The 20,264-nt window shown below is 62.9% G+C and carries 23 protein-coding genes; 8 read left to right on the top strand and 15 right to left on the bottom strand.

Going from position 1 to position 20,264, the window contains the following annotated elements:
- Window positions 1–23: 23 nt before the first annotated feature.
- Window positions 24–419 carry a hypothetical protein gene (locus T8T98_RS00710; protein WP_066558392.1) on the bottom strand — a complete coding sequence of 132 codons (396 nt, stop codon included), beginning with the start codon at window positions 417–419 and terminating at the stop codon, window positions 24–26.
- Between the two features lie 67 nt (window positions 420–486).
- Between T8T98_RS00710 and T8T98_RS00705 the strand changes: the two genes are divergently transcribed.
- Window positions 487–891 carry a MerR family transcriptional regulator gene (locus T8T98_RS00705; RefSeq protein ID WP_066558394.1) on the top strand — a complete coding sequence of 135 codons (405 nt, stop codon included), beginning with the start codon at window positions 487–489 and terminating at the stop codon, window positions 889–891.
- On the opposite strand, the gene T8T98_RS00700 is transcribed toward T8T98_RS00705, so the two are convergent.
- Window positions 888–2,228 carry a dihydrolipoyl dehydrogenase family protein gene (locus tag T8T98_RS00700; protein WP_322295771.1) on the bottom strand — a complete coding sequence of 447 codons (1,341 nt, stop codon included), beginning with the start codon at window positions 2,226–2,228 and terminating at the stop codon, window positions 888–890. The two genes, T8T98_RS00705 and T8T98_RS00700, sit on opposite strands and share 4 nt — an antisense overlap.
- Before the next feature lie 204 nt (window positions 2,229–2,432).
- Here T8T98_RS00700 and T8T98_RS00695 point away from each other — a divergent pair, with 204 nt between their 5' ends.
- The 4 genes from T8T98_RS00695 to T8T98_RS00680 are packed head-to-tail and all read left to right on the top strand — an operon-like array spanning window position 2,433 to window position 4,580.
- On the top strand, window positions 2,433–2,792 hold the full coding sequence (locus T8T98_RS00695) for an ArsR/SmtB family transcription factor (protein ID WP_251104351.1): 360 nt from the start codon (window positions 2,433–2,435) through the stop codon (window positions 2,790–2,792).
- Entirely contained in the window at window positions 2,789–3,718 is a 930-nt protein-coding gene (locus T8T98_RS00690; protein WP_251104352.1) for an MBL fold metallo-hydrolase, read from the top strand. The genes T8T98_RS00695 and T8T98_RS00690 overlap by 4 nt, the downstream gene beginning before the upstream one ends.
- A complete protein-coding gene (locus tag T8T98_RS00685; RefSeq protein WP_066558405.1) occupies window positions 3,718–4,164 on the top strand; it encodes a YeeE/YedE family protein in 447 nt (148 codons plus the stop codon). Before T8T98_RS00690 ends, T8T98_RS00685 begins: the two co-directional genes overlap by 1 nt.
- The gene (locus T8T98_RS00680; RefSeq protein WP_119082086.1) at window positions 4,161–4,580 is read left to right on the top strand and encodes a DUF6691 family protein; all 420 of its coding nucleotides are present in this window, start codon (window positions 4,161–4,163) and stop codon (window positions 4,578–4,580) included. Before T8T98_RS00685 ends, T8T98_RS00680 begins: the two co-directional genes overlap by 4 nt.
- Before the next feature lie 175 nt (window positions 4,581–4,755).
- Here T8T98_RS00680 and T8T98_RS00675 read toward each other — a convergent pair whose 3' ends face one another.
- From T8T98_RS00675 to T8T98_RS00650, 6 genes are all read right to left on the bottom strand, one after another.
- The gene (locus T8T98_RS00675) at window positions 4,756–5,295 is read right to left on the bottom strand and encodes a GntR family transcriptional regulator (protein WP_251104353.1); all 540 of its coding nucleotides are present in this window, start codon (window positions 5,293–5,295) and stop codon (window positions 4,756–4,758) included.
- A gap of 50 nt (window positions 5,296–5,345) precedes the next feature.
- Window positions 5,346–6,212, bottom strand: coding sequence for a phytanoyl-CoA dioxygenase family protein (locus tag T8T98_RS00670; protein ID WP_251104354.1), 867 nt, complete (start codon window positions 6,210–6,212; stop codon window positions 5,346–5,348).
- On the bottom strand, window positions 6,209–6,820 hold the full coding sequence (locus tag T8T98_RS00665) for an acyl-homoserine-lactone synthase (RefSeq protein ID WP_251104355.1): 612 nt from the start codon (window positions 6,818–6,820) through the stop codon (window positions 6,209–6,211). The genes T8T98_RS00670 and T8T98_RS00665 overlap by 4 nt, the downstream gene beginning before the upstream one ends.
- 124 nt (window positions 6,821–6,944) lie before the next feature.
- The gene (locus T8T98_RS00660; protein ID WP_251104356.1) at window positions 6,945–7,697 is read right to left on the bottom strand and encodes a LuxR family transcriptional regulator; all 753 of its coding nucleotides are present in this window, start codon (window positions 7,695–7,697) and stop codon (window positions 6,945–6,947) included.
- Window positions 7,698–7,941: 244 nt separating this feature from the next.
- Window positions 7,942–8,457, bottom strand: coding sequence for a DNA -binding domain-containing protein (locus T8T98_RS00655; protein WP_251104357.1), 516 nt, complete (start codon window positions 8,455–8,457; stop codon window positions 7,942–7,944).
- Window positions 8,438–8,764, bottom strand: coding sequence for a transcriptional regulator domain-containing protein (locus T8T98_RS00650; RefSeq protein ID WP_228766219.1), 327 nt, complete (start codon window positions 8,762–8,764; stop codon window positions 8,438–8,440). The genes T8T98_RS00655 and T8T98_RS00650 overlap by 20 nt, the downstream gene beginning before the upstream one ends.
- A 391-nt stretch (window positions 8,765–9,155) precedes the next feature.
- Between T8T98_RS00650 and T8T98_RS00645 the strand changes: the two genes are divergently transcribed.
- The 3 genes from T8T98_RS00645 to T8T98_RS00635 are packed head-to-tail and all read left to right on the top strand — an operon-like array spanning window position 9,156 to window position 14,325.
- Entirely contained in the window at window positions 9,156–9,740 is a 585-nt protein-coding gene (locus tag T8T98_RS00645; RefSeq protein WP_082836098.1) for a sigma-70 family RNA polymerase sigma factor, read from the top strand.
- Between the two features lie 47 nt (window positions 9,741–9,787).
- A complete protein-coding gene (locus tag T8T98_RS00640) occupies window positions 9,788–12,199 on the top strand; it encodes a TonB-dependent receptor plug domain-containing protein (protein ID WP_251104358.1) in 2,412 nt (803 codons plus the stop codon).
- The gene (locus T8T98_RS00635; RefSeq protein ID WP_251104359.1) at window positions 12,199–14,325 is read left to right on the top strand and encodes an Atxe2 family lasso peptide isopeptidase; all 2,127 of its coding nucleotides are present in this window, start codon (window positions 12,199–12,201) and stop codon (window positions 14,323–14,325) included. Before T8T98_RS00640 ends, T8T98_RS00635 begins: the two co-directional genes overlap by 1 nt.
- Here T8T98_RS00635 and T8T98_RS00630 read toward each other — a convergent pair.
- The 7 genes from T8T98_RS00630 to trbF all read right to left on the bottom strand — a co-directional run bounded on the left by T8T98_RS00630 (window position 14,322) and on the right by trbF (window position 20,258).
- On the bottom strand, window positions 14,322–15,914 hold the full coding sequence (locus tag T8T98_RS00630) for an asparagine synthase-related protein (RefSeq protein ID WP_251106011.1): 1,593 nt from the start codon (window positions 15,912–15,914) through the stop codon (window positions 14,322–14,324). The genes T8T98_RS00635 and T8T98_RS00630 overlap by 4 nt on opposite strands.
- A gap of 140 nt (window positions 15,915–16,054) precedes the next feature.
- A complete protein-coding gene (locus T8T98_RS00625) occupies window positions 16,055–16,675 on the bottom strand; it encodes a lasso peptide biosynthesis B2 protein (RefSeq protein WP_066558430.1) in 621 nt (206 codons plus the stop codon).
- A gap of 47 nt (window positions 16,676–16,722) precedes the next feature.
- On the bottom strand, window positions 16,723–16,860 hold the full coding sequence (locus T8T98_RS00620) for a hypothetical protein (RefSeq protein ID WP_160734390.1): 138 nt from the start codon (window positions 16,858–16,860) through the stop codon (window positions 16,723–16,725).
- A 317-nt stretch (window positions 16,861–17,177) separates the two neighbouring features.
- Window positions 17,178–17,414 (bottom strand): DUF2274 domain-containing protein, encoded by a 237-nt coding sequence (locus tag T8T98_RS00615; RefSeq protein ID WP_066558432.1) that lies wholly within the window; start codon window positions 17,412–17,414, stop codon window positions 17,178–17,180.
- Window positions 17,411–18,583: a TrbI/VirB10 family protein gene (locus T8T98_RS00610; RefSeq protein ID WP_251104360.1), complete on the bottom strand. Its 1,173-nt coding sequence runs from the start codon at window positions 18,581–18,583 to the stop codon at window positions 17,411–17,413. The genes T8T98_RS00615 and T8T98_RS00610 overlap by 4 nt, the downstream gene beginning before the upstream one ends.
- A complete protein-coding gene (gene trbG, locus T8T98_RS00605) occupies window positions 18,580–19,578 on the bottom strand; it encodes a P-type conjugative transfer protein TrbG (protein ID WP_251104361.1) in 999 nt (332 codons plus the stop codon). Before trbG ends, T8T98_RS00610 begins: the two co-directional genes overlap by 4 nt.
- Entirely contained in the window at window positions 19,578–20,258 is a 681-nt protein-coding gene (gene trbF, locus T8T98_RS00600; protein WP_251104362.1) for a conjugal transfer protein TrbF, read from the bottom strand. Before trbF ends, trbG begins: the two co-directional genes overlap by 1 nt.
- Window positions 20,259–20,264: the final 6 nt, after the last annotated feature.

Below are 20,264 nucleotides of genomic sequence, written 5' to 3'. Positions count from 1 at the left end.
CGTGATCGTCGAAACAATCTGCATCAGGCTCCTCCAAGCGCACGCATCAGCGGTTGTTCAATAAAGCCCCATAGCGCAGACAGGACGATCATCGCGGTGGCAATCAGCAATGTCAGTCGCGCAGCGCTGCTGCGAGCAGGTTTCTCACAGCCATCAGCACTGCAGATGCGCAGTTGGCGCACGTGAAGGAACCACCCAAAGGCCACGATTAGGAAGGCTGCGATTGTGAGCGGCAAGTGGTAGGGAACAAACCATGCGAGCCCGCCAGCACCGAGCCCGACAGCAACGAGGACCAACGGCAGGACGCAGCAGGCAGCCGCAGAGAGAAGCGCCCCTGCACTCGCCAGCATTCCAACGCCAGCAACCCCGCGATCGCTTACGCTTTTCGCCTCACCGTATTGGACAGCCTGCTCGGTCATCTTTGCCTCCGCTCGATTCGAACTGTATGTACGTCCTGTAGTAGATATAGGTTCAAGGAGATTCGGCGTGGGCCGCCTGTCGATAGGTGAATTGGCGCGCAAGACGGGCGTCCATATCGAGACGATCCGGTATTTCGAGAAGATCGGAATGCTCGGTGCGCCGGATCGTACAGCAGGCGGACACCGGGTTTTCGACGATGGGCACCTCCGCACGCTCAAATTCATCAAGCGGGCGCGCGAGCTAGGCTTTGCGCCGAAGGAGGTGCGGACACTTCTGGACCTGGGCGGTCCTGCCGAAGCATGCTGCGACGAAGTGCGCGAGATTGCAATTCATCACCTCGAAGAAGTACGGCGCAAGATCGACGATCTCACTCGCCTGGAACGGCATCTTACCGCTACCGTCGAGCAGTGTTCGGGCGGTCATGTGCCCGACTGTGCAGTCATCGACATGCTGGAGACCGCTCGGCCCTAGACCATGTATCCGATGTCAGACGCGCCGGTTGGATAGGCGAACATTGTAGTCTTCAGATCGTCCGCGGTGAGCCCATGGCGGATCGCCAGTCCGAAAATATTGATGGCCTGGTCTGCGCCGGGTCCGACGAGGTGCGCGCCCAGTATTGTCCCTGTCTCCTCTTCGATTAGTGTCTTGTGCCCGTAGACAGGTTCGGCGACCCGCCTGGCGGTGAACCACTGAGAGGTCCGCTCGCACTTTGTCCGGAATCTCAGCCCCGCCTCATTCGCCTCTGCCTCGGTGAGGCCAACGCGGGCGATAGGCGGAAGAGTGAAGGCCACGCTCGGCGCCCCTTTGTAATCGGGTTCGCGGTGATTGCCTTCGACTAGATTGGCCGCGACAACTTTTGCATCATGGCTGGAAACGGGGGTGAGTGGCGGCCCGTTCGAGGCAGCATCTCCGGCAGCGTAGACGGCCGGATTGCTTACGCTCTGCAGAAATTTGTTCAGCTTCGGCTTTCCATGTTCGGCTGCGATCCCGGCCTTTTCGAGATCGAGCCGCTCGATGGCGGGAGCCCGTCCTGCCGCATGAACGACAAGATCGGCGACGACTTCGATCGGGCCGCCCTTGCCATTCGCATGAACCACATATTTTCCGCCCGATCTTCGAATGGCATCGACCGCCGTATCGGTAATCACTCGCACACCGATCCGGTCGAACGCATCCATGAGCCAGTTCACAAGTTCGGGTTCGAACTGCGTCAACATGCGCGGTCCCCGCTGAAGGATCGTGACCTCGGCTCCCGCACGGGCAGCGATATGGGAAAACTCGGCAGCGATATATCCGCCCCCGACCAGAACGATGCGCTTCGGCAGCGAAGGCAGTTCGAGAAAGCCCTCATTGTCGATCAGGTGCTCTTCGCCTGGGATGGCTAGAGGTATCGGTCTGGCTCCCGACGCGATCAGGATTTTGCGGTATTCGATTTCATAGTCGCCTACGGAGAGCTGATTTGGCCCGGTGAATTTTGCCGTACCATGCAAGGTCACGATGCCGGCCTCTTCATACCGCCGCTCGTGCTTTTCAGGCACAGGGTCGGTAAAGCTGCGTTTGAACCGGATAAGGTCGGGCCAATCGATGCGCAGATCCCCCTTCACCCCGTGACCTGTCATGCGCTGTTTCGCGTCGATCACTTCTGCATCGGCCACCAGCATTTTCTTGGGATCGCAGCCGCGTAGCGCGCAGGTGCCGCCGAATGGCTTCTCGTCGACAACCGCGACTTTCCAACCCGCCTTCGCAACGCGCAGGGCGCAAACCATGGCTGCCGTCCCCGTACCGATTACCATCAAATCGTAGTTCATATCGATTCTCCTGCCCGGTCAATGAAGCTGGAGTGACTACGGGTTCCAACGCCGCCATCGAAAATCGTGTCGCACGAAGCGCCCCCGTGAACACAGATGGTCGGTTGCAGAAAATGACTTCCCTACCGAAGCGAGGCGAATACCCCCTCCCCCTTGAAAATACATTAGATTATTCTAAATTAGTGAATACTAACGGAGCAAATCATGAGCCACGATGGGTCTCCGGATACGGATTTCACGCGGCAGGCCGGCGAGGCCAGCCGCCTGCTGAAATTGATAGCCAACGAGTCGCGCCTGCTCGTTCTTTGCTTCCTTGCCGAGGCTGGCGAGCTGTCCGTCGGCGATCTGGCGCAGCGCGTCGGGCTGAGCCAGTCCGCCCTGTCGCAGCACCTCGCAAAATTGCGCGAAGACGATCTCGTCGCGACCCGCAAGGATGCCCAATCGGTGTTCTACCGTGTGTGCGACCCGAATGCGCAGCGGGTTCTCGAATTGCTGCACGACATCTTTTGCCCCGAGCTTGGCCAATCCCCCCAGCCGAGCGGCGACGCCGGAGAAACACTATGAGCGACGACACGAATATCGAAAAGGCCATCGAACAGGTGAACGATGTGCTTGCGGGCGATCTGCGAGCACCGCACGTCAAGGCTTTCTTCCACGAGCCGACCTTTACCGCGACCTATGTGGTCAGCGACGATCAGACCAAGCGCGCGGCCATTATCGACAGCGTCTGGGATTTCGATCAGCCTTCGGGCCGCACCAGCCTGGAAGCGGCGGACGAAATTATCGACTATGCGCGCGATGCAGGTCTGACCGTCGACTGGGTCCTGGAAACTCACGCCCATGCCGATCACCTTTCCGCCGCGCCCTATCTGCAGGAAAAGCTGGGCGGCGAACTGGCCATCGGCCGCGAAATTGTGACCGTGCAGGGCGTGTTCGGCAAGGTGTTCAACGAAGGCACCGATTTCGAGCGTGACGGATCGCAATTCGACCGGCTGATGGAAGATGGCGACGCGTTGATGATTGGCGATATTCCGCTGATCGCTCTTCACGTGCCCGGCCATACCCCAGCGGACATGGCCTATATCATCGGCGATGCGGCCTTTATCGGCGATACGATGTTCATGCCCGATTATGGCTCCGCCCGGGCCGATTTTCCGGGCGGCAATGCGCGCAAGCTGTACCGCTCGGTCCGCCGGCTGATGCGCCTGCCGGACAGGACGCGGGTGTTCCTGTGCCATGATTACAAGGCGCCCAATCGCACGGAATTCGTATGGGAGACCACCATGCTCGCGCAGCGCACAGCCAATGTGCATCTTCACGAAGATGTGGATGAGGACCAGTTCGTCGAGATGCGCACCCAGCGCGATGCGACATTGGAAATGCCGCGCCTGATCCTGCCCGCCATCCAGGTGAATATGCGCGGCGGCCATCTGCCGCCGCCCGAAAGCGACGGCACGTCTTACCTCAAGATGCCGGTCAACAAGCTGTGATGCTTCCCGGATTTCCCGATGCCGCCCCGCTCGCCGGATTGCTTGGTGGAGTGCTGATCGGCCTGGCCGCCGCGCTGATGTTGCTGGGTGCAGGACGAATTGCCGGCGTGTCCGGCATCGCCGCGCGCGCCTTCGGTATCAGCGGCGACGGTATGCCCCGGTCCGGTGCGTGGGCGTTTGTTGTAGGCCTGCCACTCGGCGCCTTGCTGGTTGCCTGGACTACCGGCGGTATCGAGGCCAGCTTTGCCGGGTACCTTCCACTTGTGGCGGCGGGCCTCCTGGTCGGCATCGGCACGCGCATCGGCAGCGGCTGCACCAGCGGCCACGGCGTATGCGGTGTCAGCCGGCTTTCGCAGCGCTCGATCGTCGCCACGGCAACCTTCATGGCAGCTGGTATCGCAACCGTCGCCATCATGAATGCATTGGGGCTGGAAGTGCTGTCATGACCCGCTCGTGGCTAGTGGCTCTCCTGTCAGGCAGCCTGTTCGGTGCCGGGCTGGCACTGGGCGGCATGGTCGACCCAGCGCGTGTGCGCGGCTTTCTCGACATATTCGGGGACTGGGACCCCACCCTCGCGTTTGTGATGGGCGGCGCGGTTATCGTGATGGCGATCGCCTGGCGGATTCAGGCGCGCATGGCGCAGCCTTTGATTGGCACGACATTCGCTCTTCCCGACCGGACCGACCTGACCCCCCGCCTGATCGGCGGCGCGGCGCTGTTCGGCACCGGTTGGGGGATTGCAGGCCTGTGTCCCGGGCCGGGCTTTGCAGCGCTCGTCATCGAGCCTGCAAAGGCAGCAGTCTTCGTGATGGCTATGCTGGCCGGAATGCTGATCTTTCGCTCGATGGAATCCCAGTCATAAAGCGCTGCAGGAGTAGTCGAAGCTATGGCCGAGCCCAGCCTGCTTGCGCGCTATCTTCCCATTCTCGGATGGGGACGAACCTACAATGGCTCGGTTCTGACGAACGACCTCGTGGCGGCGGTGCATTCGGTTCGATGGGCGCGTTGAAAGCGGAACAGAATTGAGTTTCGGAAAACTATCCCGACAGGCGACTGACCAATTTCGGAACCCGCTCCTCGCATCTGCGATGGTAACGCCGCAAGGCGCGCAGCCGTTCGCTACGCGAGCCTCGCAGACTCGCCTCGATTTCAGCGAGGATTTCTGCAGCGTCGGGCAATACGTCGGGTTCATGGATCCGAACCCGGTGCAGCCGATCACTGATCCGATCGATCAGGACCGCCAGGCACCGGTTGCCCGACCCGGCTGCAAGTACCAAAAACACCGCTGCCATGCGGCCAGCATAATCGTCAGGCCAGTCTTCGAGATCGCGCGCGTTCGGGATTCGCCAAACTTCGTCGCTCGCTGTTTCAAGCAAAACCGCATTTACGCGGAGGACATCCCGCAAACCCTGTTCGGTCAGAACCGGCACCCGAAAGCCGTCGCCAGGGGTGAGGTCGACCAGCCCCTCGCCAACCAGCTGGTTCAGGCTGTCCCTCACCGGTGTCATGCTGACGCCGGAATCGTCGGCAAGCCGCATTGCCTCGAGCTTGGCCCCATTGGCCCAGGTTCCCTCCATCAGCGCACGCTTGAGGCGTTGATAGGTCGGCTCAAGGACGTGGGCAGGGCTCACTTTTCGCCGCGCTGCGCCTCGGCAAATTCGCGCACCGCCGCTTTCTGGTCGTCGCGAAGCGCATCGGTCGCCCGCGGAAACTCGGCAATATCGTCGCGCAGCAAGATTGATGGGCACTGGCCTTCGTAATTGCCAAGATTGGGCCGGTGCTGACAATAGCCCGCAAGCTCGGCAAGTTCTGCAGGAAATTCCCGCGCGACTTCTGGCGGATAGGCGAGCCAAAGATTCTCGTAGGGCTTGAGCCAGCCAAGACTGTAACCGATCACCACCGCACGGCGCACGTGCCTGGTCAGATTAGGTCCCGCTCCGTGCACCGTCGATCCGAGAAAGCAAATGGCATCGCCAGGCTGACATTCGGCCGCGATTGGCGTGCCGAGCTGGTCTAGCGACTCAATTTTCTGCCTGTGGGTGCCGGGATATATTCGCGTCGCGCCGTTGGACGCCGTAAATTCGGTCAGGGGCCACATGACATTGAGCAGATATTCATGCGTGCCCTTCTCCCCTGCCCACATGTCGTGGTCGCAATGCGGGAACTGCTCGATCTCGCCGGGATGGACTGCAATCGCCTGCGCGACATTTAGCTGGATGCGTTCGCAGGCTTTGCCCAGAATTTCACGGGCAAGCGCGAGGATGAGCGGTTGAAGGACCAGGTCTCCCGCCCAGCGCGAGCGGCGCAGCAAACTCCCAAACCGCTTCGTCTTGTAGCCATAGAACTCGCCATCACCGAAAGGCGTCTTTGCGTAGGTCTGCTGGAGGTCCGTATCGAGCGCTGCGAGGATTGCACTCGGCAGAGCGTTGGGGATGATGCAATAGCCCTGCTTTCTGATCTGGTCGAGCCAGGGCGAATGCGGTGCCCCAGTCATGCCGCGATCTCCAGCTCGTAGTCGGCCACACGATAGGATCCCTGGCGGTAGACACCACCGCACGCGAGATCAGCAGGCGTGCCCGCATCGATATCGATCTGAAGCGCGATAAGGTTTTCACCGCCGATTCGGCTGCCGGGGCCGAGTGCTCGGCATCGCCAGCCAAATTTCGCAATCTGGCGGAACCAGCTCGGCGTAGCGACCGCGGTATACGCGGCTATCCCGGCGATCAGCGCGTGATCCGCGAGGGCGGTTACAAGTTCGTCCCGCGCGGCCCGGCGTTCCAGACGCGAGAGTGTCGGCTCGATGCAGAAGCGGGTGATCTCGCGAAAGTCCTCGCGCACCGGGACGGGGCCATCGCAAAGAGACGGAAACAGCTCGCCGAGAATATGCGCCCTGTCCGTCTTCAGCAGCCGCGCAGATGCGCGGTGACTGCCCTTGTCATCAGTGAGAATGACATAGGACGCTTCGCTCGTATCGAACTGGTCGATTTCGTAGGCTCCTTCGAGCACGGGGACATCCCATTTGAGGAGATCGACGAAGACCCGCTTACGGGCCGCGAACATGGTCCGGAGCACCGGATCGGCGGGACTGGTATCGTTCTGCATTGTTGCTGCCTGTGATTGAAAAGACAGGTAGCAACTGATCGATCTGGTTCCGCTTCGACATACCAAGAACAGGGGATGTAAGCTTCCGCGGGATTGCAAAGCGTCCCAACTGCATGGGCAGAATTCAGCCCGTGTCTCGCCACCGGATAATGTCGGCAAATCCGATCAGCCCATCGAAAAGAGCTGCGACCACGAGCGACTGCTTGCAATGAACCTGATAGCGTTCGCGGGCCATTTTGAGATGCTGGATGACGGTTTCGGTGCCGATACCCAGTATGATCGCGGTCTCGGCGGCGGTCTTGCCGCGCGCGGTCCACAATAGACACTCGCGCTGGCGATCGCTGAGCACGGGAACGGTTTCCGTCCTACGAGAGGGACCAAGGGCAAGGGCGCAACTGAGCGCGAGCGTGCCGACGATCTCGGCAAGGGCCAGGCGACAACGGGGCAGATCCCTGTCCGGACACACGGCAAAGGTGCACGTTCCGCGCGCGAGTCCGGGCAGGTGTCGTGGCACTGTATAGCCGTCGCCGATTCCACATTCCTTCCCGACGGCGAGCATCTGCCGGTCCCCGCGGGTAAGCGGAATCATCTCCTCCAGCATATCCCATGCAAAGCCGATAAAGCTCTTGTCGCAAGCGCGCCGGACGGGATCCTGGCCCGCCAGATCAAACGCCACATAGACCTTTGCCCACTCATCGGGATAATCGTGCAGAAGCAAGCCCGGCGCCTCGCGCGATCCCGAGCGCAATTCGAGACTAAGGGCAAAATGGTCGAAACCGAGGCGCCGCGATACCTCGGCAAGAGCCCCACTCAGTTCGGTGTCCGATTGTACATTTATGAGTTCAGTAGCGAACTCCTCTGCGAAGTAGGCATACATAGTCCGGCCTGTTCGACCGACGAGGGTGCAATCCAACACACCGCCGCTCGATCGCCTGCTGTATGCCTCACCCAATGGTTCCATGCCATCGGCACCGGCAGTTGCTGTTGCGCGCCCCCCTGAAGGTTCGGTTTGTGGCGATACCGAACACAAGACCCGGCACCGCAGAAAACGATAGCTTAAACAGTAAGATTGGAAAGTAGCGGGAATGCCCACGCCCTTCGAAAGGGCCTCCGGTCGATTGCTAATCGCGGCCCTCATCGCTTCCGTCGCAGCGCTCAGTGCGCGAGGCCAGCCGCGTGGAGCCGCTCAGGAGATCACGATAGCCCGTCGTTGTCATGCGCCGCGCTTCGGCGACAAGACGCTGGGTCTGGCGCCGGTCGGAAGATGACTTCCATTCAATCGCGCGATCGTAATCCCGACCGGGAAAGGTCAGATCGCGCGCGATCTGCCGAACCGTTGCGGGTTCACCTGAAGCTGGGTCGAGCCTGTCGAGAATTGCGAGCAGGAGAACCAGCCGATGTCTGAGATAGGGTGAGGGTGTCAGCGCAGCGCGAGCTGCAATGGCCTGCCGACTGCGCGGATGCTCATGAAGCGCGCTGAGCGCCGCCAGTCGAACGGACATCGAGCGATCGGCCGGGACGATATAGCCATCGCGAGCGGCCGGCGGGGTCACCACGAGACGGTGGCGCGCGTGTTTTCCCGCCAGCACCAGGTGCCGATCTGCGCCGGCTTCCGCTTCAACCAGCAGCGATCGCATGTGAAACGCGGACGCGAGCTCCGTCCGACACACGGCTGAAGATGCGACCACAACGACGCTCGGATTGTCTTCGGGGCGCCATAATGCCGGACAGACATCGGCTCCGGATGCGGGATCCACGAGGAAATTCGAGGCCCCATGAACGCGCGCTTCGCCGGCCGGCGAGAGCTTGCGTTTTGCCGTCACCCGCACGGCGGAAGCGGGCGAATTGGGCACGATAGTCCGGATTGCGCCGCAGGAATTCCTGCGCGAAGTCCGAAAAATCGAAACCGTCGAAGCGCCTTTGCCATTCGGGGATGCGGACCATGGAGCCCCTCCTTTCGATGGTCCTGCTACCGCAACGGTTTTGCGCCCGGCATTCTCCTATCCGGCCAGCCGCCTCCCCAGAAATGGTGATGCGGGCACGACGTTTGAAGAAGGTCGGACGCGCAGAGCTTGCCTGCGGACACCTCCGGTATGGAGTAGTTGCGCCTTGCATGATCAATCGCGTTTGGGCACGATTGGTTGGCGCGCACCGAATTGCTGGCAACGGACGCGTGGACAGTTCCGCCAGACATCATGCACGCCGGTCCGGCCAAGGCCCGGCGGCCGATCCGGTCAAGGGACGTCGCGGCGTCCCGAACGGCGGCAAAGACCTGGACTCCGCATCCGGCTCATGCTGACGAGCCGACGAGTGCGGTCGCCTGCTCCCGCTGAGCATGACCGATTTCGCTGCCGGATCCCGGCACCACGCTACACAATCGCTTTCCTCGCCCTCGTCACCGCAAACCACGCGGGCATCGCTTCCGCGCAGCCGCCTGCTCGAAGCTCTCTACAGGGATGAGCGTGCCGGAGTGCTGGCTTACCTGAAGCGCAAGGTCGGTCACGAGCACGCCAGCGATCTTGCGCAGGAGGTCTTCCTGCGTGCCGCTGGGAGCGCGCAACTGAATGAACTGCGCAATCCGGGCGGTTTCCTGCATTGTATCGCGAGGAACCTGGCAATCGACTTCGCCCGGAGGAGTCGGTGCCGGATCGTAACCCTGTCGCTCACCGAGAATGGCGATGGCACCAGTCTACCTTGCCAGGAAGACCGGTTACACGCGGCGGAGACCAAACAGCTTCTCGAGGAAGCGCTGGCCGAACTCCCGGCGAAGACCGCCCGGGTGTTCGCGATGAGCCGCTTCGAGAAGAAATCCTACAGGGAAATTCATCTCGAACTCGGTGTCGGGTTGTCGACGGTCGAATACCACATGACGAGAGCTCTCGCTCACCTGCGGCGCGAGCTGGCCGCCGAGGACGTCTGAGTCCCGGTCAATTTAATTTCATGTGCAACTAGGGTGCCAGCCCACCCATGCGTCAACCCCTGCAACGGCGAAGCCAGAACGGCATGTCGCGATTGAACAGGGAGATCAGGATGATGCTGAAATCAAGAGGGCTGCCAGCCCTCCTCGCGGGGACGGCTCTCGTCGTATTTGCCACACCGCTTCGTGCACAGGCGGGCGAACAGCCCGGCCCCGCGCCCGACGACGCGGAAGCCTCGCAAGGCGAGAACGAAGGAAACACCATAGTCGTCACGGGTACCCGCATTCGCGGCGCGCGGGTGGTCGGCGAGGTTATTTCGCTCGATGGAGAGGCCATCGTGGAAGCAGGGCAAATCGATCTCGGGGAAGCGATCCGCTCGCTGCCACAGAATTTCTCAGGGGGGCAAAACCCGGGGATCGGCTTCGGTGCGGGCACCGCGAACAGCAATGTCAACTCGGCGTCGAGCGCCAATTTGCGGGGCCTTGGCCCCGACGCCACGCTGACCCTCCTCAATGGTCACCGCCTGCCATACGATTCGGCGCTCCAGGGTGTCGATATCTCCGCCATACCCCTGCCTGCGGTGGACCGGATCGAAATCGTACCGGACGGCGCATCGGCTATCTACGGCTCAGACGCCGTGGGAGGGGTCGTCAATGTCGTTCTGCGGCGAGACTTCGAAGGCATCACCACATCGGGGCAGATTGGAGCAAGCACGGATGGGGGCTACTTCCGCCAGCAGGCGGACATCGTCGGAGGCACGCGCTGGAGCAGTGGCGGTTTCCTGCTCGCCTACGACTTTTCCAACAACTCCAGGATCGCGGCGCGCCAGCGCTCCTATGCGGCATCGCTCGATCCCGAGACCTCGCTGTATCCTTCGCAGCGTCGCCACGCGGCAATCTTTTCCGGGCACCAGATGGTCGCGTCCGGTGTGACCGCACGCCTCGATGCGCTCTATTCCACACGTAGCTCAAGAATCGTCAGCGGCACGCCGGCGGCGCGGTTCGTGTCCGAGCCGGATGTCGAATCGATCACTTTCGCCCCTTCGCTCGAGATCGAGCTCGGCTCGGGCTGGATGGCGACGGCGCTTGGCGTGTTCGGGCGCGATCGAACGCATTTCCAGACAAATTCCACGCAAAATGGCGCGGAAACGGTCACGACAGGCTGCTTCTGCAACGCCATCGCTTCCGGAGAGATCGGTGCCGAGGGTCCGTTGTTCACGCTTCCCGGCGGGGCTGCAAGGCTCGCGGTCGGTGCGGGGTTTCGCGACAATCGTCTCGATTTCTCGCGAGAGATCAATGCCAGTCCCTCGGCGGCCTTCGATATCACCCGGCGCAGCCGGTTCGCTTATGGCGAACTCTACCTGCCTGTCGTTTCGGGTAGAAACGGCATTGCCGGCATCGAACGGCTCAGTCTCTCGGCCGCGCTGCGCTATGAGGACTACCCGAACCTCGACCAGCTCGCCACGCCGCGCCTCGGTGCGATCTACTCGCCTGTCGCCGGGCTGACCTTCCGGGGAAGCTGGTCGCGATCCTTCAAGGCGCCGACGCTGTTTCAGCAGTTTACGCCCTATCAGGCATTCCTGCTCCCTGCTGCCGCGTTTGGCGCGGGTTCCGGTCCGGACACCGTCCTTTTCATCAGCGGCGGCAATCCGGATATCCAGTCCGAGCGTGCACGCAGCTGGACCGCCGGGATCGAGCTTGAGCTTGCCGGTGTCCCCGGCCTGCTCGTTTCGGCAACATGGTACGATATTCGCTACAGCGACAGGGTCGTGCAGCCGATTGCCGGATCGATTGCCGCTGCCTTCCGCGATCCTGGTTTCGCCAGCCTGATCGATTTCTCGCCGCAGGCCGATCTGCTGGCAGGACTCATCTCCGGAGCCCAGCTGGGCCTGCAGAACTTTTCCGGCTCGCCCTACGATGCGGCCAATGTGGTCGCCCTGGTCGACAATCGTAACATCAACGTAGCGGTCCAGCAGATCGAAGGCATCGATGCGCGCATCTCCTGGACCCGCAGGCTGCGCGGCGACGATTCCATGTCGTTCGAGATCGCCGGCAGCTGGCTCGACAGCGCCCAGCAGCTGACCGCCGAGCTCCCCGAGGTGCAGCTTTCGGGAACAGTGTTCAATCCCCCGCGCGTCCGCGCACGCGGAACCGTCCGCTACGACACGGGCGCGTTCAAGGCGAATGCCGCGCTCAACTATACCGGAGCCTTGAGCGACCGGCGATTTGCCGAAGAAAGCCGGATTGCCCCGAGCGCAACTCTCGATCTCGGACTCAGCTACGAGATTATCGAAGGCGCGGGCAGGGATCCGGGCCTGGAGGTTTCGCTTACCGTCCAGAACGTCTTCGATAACGAGCCCGAGGTCATCGCCATTACCGGGCCCAACGACACACCGTATGATTCGACCAATTATTCGCCAATCGGCCGCTTCATCGCCTTCGGGATCAGGAGGCACTGGTGATGAGTTTCCTGGCTGCTGCCCTGTCCTTCTCGATCATCCCCACCGCCGAACTGCCCCGGTCGCCTCAAGACCCCTGCGCAGCTTTCGACGGCGCTTCGTCGCATGTCGAGGAGCGCACCATGACGGCAGTGGACCTGGTGCAACTGGCCGATATCGGGCGGTCGGATCCCGACGAAACGCCAAGCGCCTTCGGGGTGTCTCCCGACATGACGCAGATCGCCTTTGTCGTTCGGCGCGGCAATGCCGAGACCAACAGCTATTGCCAGCGGCTGGTGGTCATGCCGCTCGACAGGAGCCAGGCACCGCGGGAGCTCGATCGGGGCGGTGAATACCTGCGTGACGATTTTCGGCTGCGCGAATTTCCGTCGGTCACCGCGGGCTGGGTCAAGGTCAACACGCCGCGCTGGTCGCCAGATGGACGCGCGATCGCCTATCTCAAACGGATCGAAGGGTCGAACCAGGTCTGGCTGGCGGACAGCGCGGGAGGAACGGACACGCGGCAAGTCACCACCCTCCCCGACGATGTCGACGGTTTCGCCTGGCTCGGCGGCGGCGAAGCGCTCGTTGTCGCCACGAGGCCCGGAATAAGACGGGCGGCGCTGGGAATCGCACAGCAGGCGCGCCGGGGCTTCCTCTACGACGAGAGCATTTCGCCGCAATTCACGTCCCGCCCGATCCCGCGGGAAGCAATCGCGACGGAATACACCACCATCGATCTCGCGACAGGGGAATCCCGAAGCTCCACGCCAGAAGAGATAGCCGTGCTGTCTCCGGAAGGACCGCAAGGCCTCCCCGAGCGGGCGCGTGGCTACGCCGCCGGTCCCGAAGGATGGGCCGCATGGCTCGAGCCCAAGTTTCCCGACCGCTATATCTCTCCGACACGGCTGGTGCTGTCCGATCCGACGGACACCCGGATCAGCTGCGCTGCAAAGCTGTGCGAAGGCATCATGCGGATGTGGTGGTCGCCTTCCGAACGCGCGCTCTTCGCCGTCCAGAAGACAGGCTGGGGGCAGAGCAGCATGGGAATCCTGCGCTGGGATATCGGTGCCAGTGTACCGCGCCGCCTGATGGTCAGCGACGACATGCTGATCGGATGCGCTCTGGCCGCAGACGAGATCATCTGCGCGCGCGAAGGAGCGACAACCCCGCGACGGCTGGTGGGGATCGGCCTCGACAATGGCGAGGCGCGACTGATTCACGATCCCAATCCCCTGGTTTCCTCTCTCGACCTTGGTTCGGTCCAGCGTTTCCGGTTCAGCAATGCCTATGGTGTGGAAAGCTATGCCGATCTCGTGCTGCCTCCCGATCATCGGCCGGGTCAACGCCATCCGCTGGTCGTCGTCCAATATATAAGCCACGGGTTCCTGCGCGGAGGCTCGGGGGACGAAGTCCCCATACAGCCACTGGCTGCTCGCGGTTTTGCCGTTCTGAGTTTCGCCAAGCCCGACCTCGTCCCCGCTGTCGCACAAGCGCAAACCGCGACCGAACTGCTGAGCGCCAACAGGGTCGACTGGCTCGACCGGCGCAATGTCCAGTCCTCGCTCGATATCGCGCTCGATCACGCGATCGGGACCGGCACTGTCGATGCCGGTCGCATAGGCCTCACCGGCTGGAGCGATGGGGTCTCGTCGGCCCAGTTCGCCTTGATCAATTCGCCTCGATACAAGGTCGCCAGCCTCGGATCGTGCTGCGAGGACATGTACAGCTACGTGCTGTCCGCCGGGCCCGCCTACAGTGCGTTCACCCGGAGCATCGGCTACCGGTTCCTCGAGGACGGCGCGGAGGAATTCTGGCGCCCGATGTCGCTGATCCTCAACGTGGACCGCGTCGATGTCCCGATCCTCATCCAGAATGCCGACAGCGAATATGAGGGCGGTCTGGATGTGGTCGAGGTCTACCGCCACAAGGGCAAGCCGATCGAGCTTCACGTGTTCGAGGATGAGACGCACTACAAATGGCAGCCTGCCCATCGCAGTGCGGTCTACGAACGGACCACCGAATGGTTCGAGTTCTGGCTCATGAAGCGAAGAAACTGTGCCTCCGAGCGCGACCGGCAATACGACCGGTGGCTGACGATGGAAGGCGCTCCAACACGGGCCGAGTTGACCTGCTCGCCCGGTTCCTAATCCTGCCACGCCCGAGCCCAGTGTTCGGCTTCGGCAAGGTCGAGCAACCGGTAGATAATCGAATCTCCGGTGTAAGCGTCGATCCCCAGGGCCTGTTCGACGGCCGGCAGGTCGAGCAGGCCCTGGCGTGCGAGAAGGCCGTCCATCAGGGAGTGCCTGACAGCCTGCCGGTTCCGATCGAAAATCGCGCGGATATAGCTATCGGGGCCGGCCTTGGCTGTGCGCGTGAGGATCGAGGGTGGCAATGCATCTGCAAAAGCGCGCCGCGCCACAGAGCGATTCAATCCGCCCTCGCACCATAACCAGGTCGGAATAGCGAGGCACAATTCCATGAGCGGCTGGCTCATCAAGGGTGAAAAGCGCGACATGGGCGATATCAGTCCGTGCAGATGGTTCTGGCATCGCATGATCAGCGCCAGGTGATCATGCTTGCCGCCGTGCGGCCCGACGGGAACCCTGGTCCAGGGCGCTACCGGTTCGGCACTTTCGAAGTCCGGCGCGGGACGTGACAGCAGACGCGCGTCAGCAGACCACGGCGGGAAACCAGCCGACCTCGTCATCCTGCGCCAGATCGCTGTCGCCATTTCGGGAACATCGCAGCCGGTTACGCGACAGCTGTCCAGGAATGTCGAGGCCCAGCCCGAAAGTGTGAATTCGGCTCGCAGTCGATCGGCAATCGGTGCTGCCGAGTGTAGATAGCAGAACAGATTGTCACCGCCGTTGCCGTCCATGATCGTAACCGCACCGAGATCATCGGCAGCCTTGGCAAACAACCGATCGACGCCGTTGAGAAAGGACTTGCGCGAAGGGCGAGGCAAGGCGCCCGAGGCACTTTCGAGAGGGTCGAATAGCGCGGGGTCGTAGATGCCTTCCGCGAGAGGGACATCGAGGTGTTCGGCCAGACGCCGGACGGCTGGTCGCTCGTCGCCGCTGGGATCGGCGGTGGCGGCCGTGACGCATGAAAACGCCGCACCGCCACAATGGAGTGCGCCGCAGATGAACGAGGAATCGACGCCCCCCGATGCGGCCACGGTGACTGGCCCCAGCGATCTTTCCCAGGCGCCTATCACGGCAATCGCCGTCTCGCGCAGCTGGTTGGCCGCATCGCCGAACGAGGGATGGGGGACGACAGGCATGAAGGCATCGGGTCGCCAGAGGAGCTTTTCCGATATCGAGCGTCCGAAGATGGTGGTCAGGCTGCCGGGCGGTACCTCTCGCACGCCTTCCAGACAGGTGGCGCGCGAGCGCAGCTCGGGTCGGCAAAGAAACGCATGGACGTCCTTCCAGTCGACCCGCAGGTGCACATGCGTGCATCGTTCGAGAACCCGAACGTTAGAGGATATCACCACGTGGTTCGCGGTAGTGACCGAATACACCGGCAGCAGTCCTGAAGGATCGACGAGAACGGATGCCCTGCGCTCGTCAGGGTCAGTCAATACAGCGATGTAGGCACCCCAACACCGATCGAGCAGACGACGAGCCATGCTCTGTGCGTCTTCGTCCACCTCCCGGTCGAACACGATCGAACGGCAGGCCGCCCCGTCGGGACGGGAAAAAAGCGTACCGATCACGATCCCCCGGGAGCCCATGTCGGTCACTGGCATGCCGCCGCCAAGCCAAACCCGCGGCTCATCTGCGCGAAGCGTCCCGAGATCGGAATGCAGCCGTGGGCGAGCGGAAAGTAGCGCACTGTCGGTGAGCGGAACTGCGAGTGCGAATCCGGGGCTGCTCACAGCACCAGCAGCGGGGTATAGCGCTGCACCTCCTCGACGCTGTCGTTGAGCACCACGTCGTCCGCCTGCGCCCAGCAATGGGCCGCAAACGGCGCGAGCTTTACGGCGATGACGACGTTCACAGGGGCGCCACGGGCCGCGAGCCGAACGGCCAGCGCAATGGATCGCGGCAGGCACCGGTTCGCGGCAGTGCGCAAAATGCGGGCATGTTCGAAGGAGCGGACGATACGATCCGCAATCGCAGAATCGCTGCGGGGGCGACCCCGGCGCGCAAGAAGCTGCCGGGTCTCGCTGAGAACGGAATGGAAGCCCGAAGTCGCAATTCTCCGTTCGACACGCCGCTGCGTCCAGAGCGAGTGGGCAATCTCGGACAGGCTGAATGCGCCGAACTCGATAGCCTGCGATGTCCGGGTCGGCGGTGCCCAGTTCAAAGGCCGCGGGAAATCCGGCGGCTGGCGCCAGCGCTCGCGTCCGCTTCGTGCGACCATGTCGAGAAATGTATGGTTCTGGTCTCGGCCAAGACGAAAATACCGGTCCGCGGCCAGGTCGAGGAAGATCAGCTGTCCATCGATCTCACGCCACGCCAAAGCGTCGCGATCAGGGTCCGGATGTACCATGACGGCGGGTGGCGCGCGCACCGCGCAGGCGCGCGCGCCCGATCGGCTCAGTCGTCGGCCATTCCCATCGCATAACGGGAGGGACCGGTGCTCAGATCGACATCGAAGATTGCATTGCCCTTGGTTTCGACGGACGCCTGTCCGAGTTCCACCACCGGCTCTTCGATTGCTTGTGGTTCTTTCATTGATCTTCTCCTTGTCAAAATCGCGACTCCAAATGCCGCCAACCAAGACTGGTTCGACAAAGACGATCATTCCAATTTATAATGTAATTATAATCGGCACCCGGCCCAAAGGGTGCGACCGGGCAATGGAAGCACTCGTTGGCAAGTACCTCGATACCTTTGGCTTGCGGCTTGGACATGCGTATCGATGCCCGGTCGCAGGGAATTTGAGTTCCCGGCCTAAATATATGACGGAAACACCGCCGAAGCAAAGAACTTGTTCGCAAGACCTTTACGCGCAGTATCGAGAAATAGGCAATTCATTGCTGGCGGACCTTCTATTCTTTCTCGCGCCCAGCAGCGCGGCGCCGGGCCTTCGCGAATTCACGATCGCTGGCGATGAAGCGTTCGAGCATCGGCCCGATCAGCGCGGCTGGTTGCGGCGCGTCCTTGACCGCTCCGCCATTAAGGATGGTGCCGTAATCGACCAGCTGGCGATGCAGGCGTGCAGGGATCTCGACCGACAGCCGGACCGGCTTTTCATCGGTGATATCGGACATCTTCAAACGGGTCATGACCCACTCTCCAGCACAATGTCGCGCGTAACCAGCACGCGCACCGGGTAGCCGGGCCGGATGGTGAGCGTCGGGCGAACATCGAGCTCGCGGGAAACGACCTGCTCACCAGCCCGGCCGATGCTGTCCTGGCTGCCGCGGCGCAGCGCGCGGACCAGTTCGCTGTCCCCACCTGCCCCGAGTTCGCCGCCGATGCCGAGTATCGTCGAGACCAGCGCGGCTTTCAGCACCCCGCCCCAGTGGTAATCCACCCGGTCTTCGAGCCCCGCATATCCGGCGGGATCGGCGGCAGGCTGGCGCTCGAGCACGATCGAACGACCATCGGGGAGGATCAGGCGGTTCCAGGCCAGCAGCACGCGGCGATGGCCAAAGCCGACATCGGACTGGTAATCACCGATCAACCGCGCGCCCTGCCCGATCAGCAAGCGTTGTCCCGTCACGCTGTCATAGACGTTCTGGGTCACCTGCGCGGTCACCAGCCCGGGCTGGTCGGACCGGATCCCGGTAATGAGCGCCGCGGGAATGATCGAACCCGATTGCAGGACGGCTGCAGTCGGCGCCGCCTCAAGTTGCTGCATCGAAGCCGTCCTGCGTTCGGCCGGCCGGTCGAGGAATGCGCGCGCGGCCGGTGGCGCGTCAGCACCGATACCCGGGGCTGACCCGAGCCCGCTAGCGACATCCGTTTGCACGAGACTGGCGGGCTGAGTCCCGCCGCCAAAGAACAGGCGGCTGGCTCTCGCAGCTTCGCTCTCCTGCGCGATGCGCTGACGCGCGGCCTCCCGCGCGGCGATCGCTGGCGATTGCGAAGCCGGCCGAGCGCCCACGGGCGGAAGCGCGGCGACAGCGCCGCGATCCTGCGCATCGAGAATCGGCTTGCCGAGGTCGCCGGGCAAGGGCGGCCCGAGCCTGGGCACCTGCGTATAGTCCCGGGGCGCCGACGCGAGGCCGTCCGCGACAGCAGTGCTTTCGGTATTCACCAATTCCTCGCCCTGCTCGTGCGACGCCGGCCGGAGCGCGAACAGCAAGGCGCCGCCGACCAGGGCCAGACCGGCGGCGCTGGTGATGCCAATGGCCTTGCGCGACAACCGGACCACGCGCGGCCCTTCCCCGCGCAGTCTCACGATCGACTCCGCATTGTCCGGTTGGCGGTCGAGAGGCTCCTCGCTCATGACGACCCGCGCGCACGGTTGGTGATCCTGACGCGCACCTGCCCGCGGCCGGCGCCCAGGCGCAGTTCGGCCTTGTCGAACAGGCGATCGACGATGATGTAGCGGCCCGATACCCGGTAGTTGGCGAGCTCGGCCCCGTCGTCTTCGCCGATAATGAAGAAAGGTGGCATCTCGCCCTGCGCGATGTCGGGCGGAAACTCGATCAGCGTGCGCCGTCCGTCGTCGAAGACGCGGACCGGTCGCCAGTCCGGACGGTCGCCGGACAAGCGATAGGCGAAATTCAGGTCTTGGAGCGCAAATCCTTCGGCGACCGGAGCGGTCCGTGTGGCTTCGGTTTCCGCCTTGCGCAGCGCGATCAACTCGTCTTGCGGATAGATCCAGCTGACCGAGGCCATGTAGATGCGCGGGTTGGCGCGCAACTCGACATGATAGGTGCGCCGGTCGGTATTGATCACGAGATTGGTCGCGATATCGGGCCGGGTCGGCTTGACGAGAATATGCACCCTGGCAGTCGCACCGCTACCGCTGATCGTGTCGCCAATCATCCAGCGCACCGTATCGCCTGCGGCAACCGGCCCGGGTCCGACCAGTGTCTCACCCTCCTGCAAAGCGATGTCGGTCACCTGCCCCGGCTTGGTGTAGACCTGGAACAGGGCGCCTTCGTTATAGGCATAACGCTGGATGGCATTCTGGAATCCGGCATTGTCGGGCTGGACCCGGGCGGAATCGTTCGCCGCTCCAACCTGCTCCTGAGGATCGGGGGCGGGATCGGAGGCAGGGGAGCGGCGCGCGGCAGCGGGGGAGGACTGCCGCGAAAAAAGGAGGCGTGCGCCAGCGACACGATGGCCTGCGTTCGGCGGTAATCGAACGATGGCGCTCAACGCCGCCGCAGCGGCCTGCGACTGGGGGGCAGGCGTCGCCGACGCGGGCGCGGCGGCTGCAAGCGAGAGAACGCCGACGAGGCTGGAACGAATGAAGGTTTGCGGGCGGGACATCAGCCGAGCTCCTTTGACCAGTTGATAGAGGTGACGAAAATTCCCAGCGGATTGCGCGTCAGCGCATCTGGATCGCGCGGTGGCTGGACCGCGATCCCCAGGATCGCGGTCCAGCGGCTCGTCTCGGCAAGCGCGCCGTCGCGGTAGCGCCGCTCGACCCAGGCGACGCGGAAACTCTTCGGCGAAGCGCGGATCACGCTGGTGACCTCGATCGCCACCTGTTCGTGGCCGACCACAGCGAACGGATCGTTGGCGCGCGCATACTCGTTGAGCGCGAGCGCGCCGCGATCGCTCGCAAAGTCGTAGGCCCGCAGCCAGTTCTCGCGCACGACGATCGCGTCGTCGGGAATGGACCGGACGTTCTCGATGAAGCGCGCGAGATGGAAGGCGATATGGGTATCGCCGGGCGTAAAGCCGGCGTCGGCGGGGGCAACGCTGCGCGCTTCGCCCAGCTTGTCGACCTCGACGACCCAGGGGACGATCGTTCCGCGCGCATTCTGCCACATGAGACCGCCGGTCAGGATGGCCGAGAGACCAAGTGCCCCGAAGAACGCGAAGCGCCAGCTTTTCGCCTGGACGCGCGCCGAACCGATGCGGTCATCCCAGACCTGCGCCGCGCGCTGGTATGGCGTCTCGGGCTGCGGGGTCTTGCCGTACCGGATCGAAGGGCGTTTGAACATTTGCCG

It is taken from the genome of Pelagerythrobacter marinus (genome assembly GCF_034375205.1).
GTDB classification, from domain to species: domain Bacteria; phylum Pseudomonadota; class Alphaproteobacteria; order Sphingomonadales; family Sphingomonadaceae; genus Pelagerythrobacter; species Pelagerythrobacter marinus.
This window is presented reverse-complemented; position numbering and strand designations above follow the sequence as displayed.

Excerpts from the sequence above, each read along its gene's own strand:
- T8T98_RS00710 (WP_066558392.1), bottom strand. The coding sequence starts at position 419 with ATGACCGAGCAGGCTGTCCAATACGGTGAGGCGAAAAGCGTAAGCGAT.
- T8T98_RS00700 (WP_322295771.1), bottom strand. The coding sequence starts at position 2,228 with ATGAACTACGATTTGATGGTAATCGGTACGGGGACGGCAGCCATGGTT.
- T8T98_RS00695 (WP_251104351.1), top strand. The coding sequence starts at position 2,433 with ATGAGCCACGATGGGTCTCCGGATACGGATTTCACGCGGCAGGCCGGC.
- T8T98_RS00690 (WP_251104352.1), top strand. The coding sequence starts at position 2,789 with ATGAGCGACGACACGAATATCGAAAAGGCCATCGAACAGGTGAACGAT.
- T8T98_RS00685 (WP_066558405.1), top strand. The coding sequence starts at position 3,718 with ATGCTTCCCGGATTTCCCGATGCCGCCCCGCTCGCCGGATTGCTTGGT.
- T8T98_RS00680 (WP_119082086.1), top strand. The coding sequence starts at position 4,161 with ATGACCCGCTCGTGGCTAGTGGCTCTCCTGTCAGGCAGCCTGTTCGGT.
- T8T98_RS00675 (WP_251104353.1), bottom strand. The coding sequence starts at position 5,295 with ATGGAGGGAACCTGGGCCAATGGGGCCAAGCTCGAGGCAATGCGGCTT.
- T8T98_RS00670 (WP_251104354.1), bottom strand. The coding sequence starts at position 6,212 with ATGACTGGGGCACCGCATTCGCCCTGGCTCGACCAGATCAGAAAGCAG.
- T8T98_RS00665 (WP_251104355.1), bottom strand. The coding sequence starts at position 6,820 with ATGCAGAACGATACCAGTCCCGCCGATCCGGTGCTCCGGACCATGTTC.
- T8T98_RS00660 (WP_251104356.1), bottom strand. The coding sequence starts at position 7,697 with ATGTATGCCTACTTCGCAGAGGAGTTCGCTACTGAACTCATAAATGTA.
- T8T98_RS00655 (WP_251104357.1), bottom strand. The coding sequence starts at position 8,457 with ATGCGATCGCTGCTGGTTGAAGCGGAAGCCGGCGCAGATCGGCACCTG.
- T8T98_RS00650 (WP_228766219.1), bottom strand. The coding sequence starts at position 8,764 with ATGGTCCGCATCCCCGAATGGCAAAGGCGCTTCGACGGTTTCGATTTT.
- T8T98_RS00645 (WP_082836098.1), top strand. The coding sequence starts at position 9,156 with ATGACCGATTTCGCTGCCGGATCCCGGCACCACGCTACACAATCGCTT.
- T8T98_RS00640 (WP_251104358.1), top strand. The coding sequence starts at position 9,788 with ATGCGTCAACCCCTGCAACGGCGAAGCCAGAACGGCATGTCGCGATTG.
- T8T98_RS00635 (WP_251104359.1), top strand. The coding sequence starts at position 12,199 with ATGAGTTTCCTGGCTGCTGCCCTGTCCTTCTCGATCATCCCCACCGCC.
- T8T98_RS00630 (WP_251106011.1), bottom strand. The coding sequence starts at position 15,914 with ATGGGCTCCCGGGGGATCGTGATCGGTACGCTTTTTTCCCGTCCCGAC.
- T8T98_RS00625 (WP_066558430.1), bottom strand. The coding sequence starts at position 16,675 with ATGGTACATCCGGACCCTGATCGCGACGCTTTGGCGTGGCGTGAGATC.
- T8T98_RS00620 (WP_160734390.1), bottom strand. The coding sequence starts at position 16,860 with ATGAAAGAACCACAAGCAATCGAAGAGCCGGTGGTGGAACTCGGACAG.
- T8T98_RS00615 (WP_066558432.1), bottom strand. The coding sequence starts at position 17,414 with ATGACCCGTTTGAAGATGTCCGATATCACCGATGAAAAGCCGGTCCGG.
- T8T98_RS00610 (WP_251104360.1), bottom strand. The coding sequence starts at position 18,583 with ATGAGCGAGGAGCCTCTCGACCGCCAACCGGACAATGCGGAGTCGATC.
- trbG (WP_251104361.1), bottom strand. The coding sequence starts at position 19,578 with ATGTCCCGCCCGCAAACCTTCATTCGTTCCAGCCTCGTCGGCGTTCTC.
- trbF (WP_251104362.1), bottom strand. The coding sequence starts at position 20,258 with ATGTTCAAACGCCCTTCGATCCGGTACGGCAAGACCCCGCAGCCCGAG.